The sequence below is a fragment of the Luteirhabdus pelagi genome (genome assembly GCF_016827595.1).
Classification (GTDB): Bacteria; Bacteroidota; Bacteroidia; order Flavobacteriales; family Flavobacteriaceae; genus Luteirhabdus; species Luteirhabdus pelagi.
Genome location: NZ_JAECMS010000021.1, coordinates 1 through 1,780, shown reverse-complemented (window position 1 = coordinate 1,780; position 1,780 = coordinate 1). Strand labels below are relative to the sequence as shown.

The following is a 1,780-nucleotide window of genomic DNA, read 5'->3' as shown; positions in this document are numbered from 1 at the left end:
ATTTTTCCGTTTCTGTTCGGTCAATTTCCAATTTTATATTTCCTAATTCTACGGTTGTCATCAATTATGGCTAACGGTCTTGTATAACGCAATGTTGCGAGGACAATTTACGTTAATTTATGGAAATTACTTTTAGGTAAACCTCCTGCGAGGATGATTCCCAGTGGGAATCAACCGAGCAATTTGCGTTATACGTTGTTGCCTGTAGTTGCGGAAAAGGATTTTTCCGAAAGCGATTTACTTTCAACTTCAGCTTCAACCTTATCACCCCAGACCTAAATCAGATAAGATTTTCAGTCAATTTTTATAATCATTATCAAAACCAGTTCAGTTATTCAATAACTCAACTCAACAAAATCAAATCAAGATTCAGTAAGAATGTTTTAATCAATTTCCGACCGAGTGAGAGTCACACCATCCGAGTGAGAATCAGCAAATCCGTCAGAGTAAATTCCGCTGAAAGCGGATCACCGCAATTACTGGCAACGGTTTTGTATAACGCGCGTTTTGCGGTCTTGAAAGTTACGTTTTTTTCAGATAATGCTTTTTTAGTCTGGAGTTGTAGGAATTCTAATTTTCTTATTCACCTCCGCAACAATGCGCTCGTTATACGTTGTTGTGCGCTGGCTTGCTCAGTTCAAATAGCTTTCTCGAAACTTGTTTCTTTGTAAAATAAATGACTTTTCATAAGTCCAACGCTCATTTTCGCTCAAATTTGTAGTATAATGATCGAGTTTATTAATGATATTTTGATAAACGGATTTTATTGTGGCAATGCATTCATTACTTTCTTGCATCACTTGTTTCTCACTCAACCTTATTATGCACCAATTATTTTCTAAAAAAAATTCATTCCTTTCATCATCAGGACCATCTATGTAATGTATCGGAAATTTATCCTTTAGTGTGTAAGGTTCGTCAATTTCAATATCAATATGCAAACTGGTACGCTTGCAAATCAGAGTAAAGTCAGGATTATAGTTTTTTTTACCTAACGAATAATCAAATTTTGGAACCATGTCTATAAATACCAAATCCCTTAATTCTGCATCAAGCTTTTCTAAAAATCTCAATTCTGCAATTCCTCTTTTTAGCGATGGTTTTCCTCTCGATGCAATTATATCAGGTTTTAAATTCTCATAATGCCTTTCAAATTCAAACTTTGTTCTGTTTTTCTGGATCTCATCTCTATACTCATTTAGTTTCTTTTCATGGTCTTGTCGATATGTTCCAAGTTCTGAATAGTAATGATCTAATTTTCTTTTATAAATTTTATGAGTTTCCTTTCTTTCTTTTTCCTCTTGCTCTACATAAGTATAGTTAAGGCTTTCTTCGAATTCAATAAGTGGAATGCCCCCAATCCATAATCCAAAGAATTCAACCGCAAAAATCAATAGTCCCAAACCAAATCCCTCAAGAAATGTGTCTGCGGAAGAACCTATTCCAATTGCAATTATTAATATCAGAAGCAAGAAGGGAAGATTTATCTTCGATAGTTTAGATGTGGTATTCTGTTGCCGACTACTATATATGGGTAGTTCAGGCTTGACAAGTTTTCTTAATACTGGTTTTCTAATTTTCAGCCTATTTGCAATCTCGATTTCAGAAATTCCATAATCAATTGATGCCAGAATCTTTTCAGGCAAAAGAACGATAGGATAATATTCAGATTGATTATTAAATTTTTTAATCATCGATTTTTTTGTCTTGTCCTGAAATAGGTTGACCATTTTTTGGTTGTTTAAATGGTTAAAAATTCCAGTTTTTCTTTGTTCTTCCG

The 1,780-nt window shown here is 33.9% G+C and carries 1 protein-coding gene; it reads right to left on the bottom strand.

From position 1 onward, the window contains the following. Positions 1 to 632: 632 nt before the first annotated feature. Positions 633 to 1,780, bottom strand: a 1,148-nt coding sequence (locus I4Q58_RS15365) for a hypothetical protein (protein ID WP_203296794.1), incomplete at its 5' end; no start/stop codon positions are given.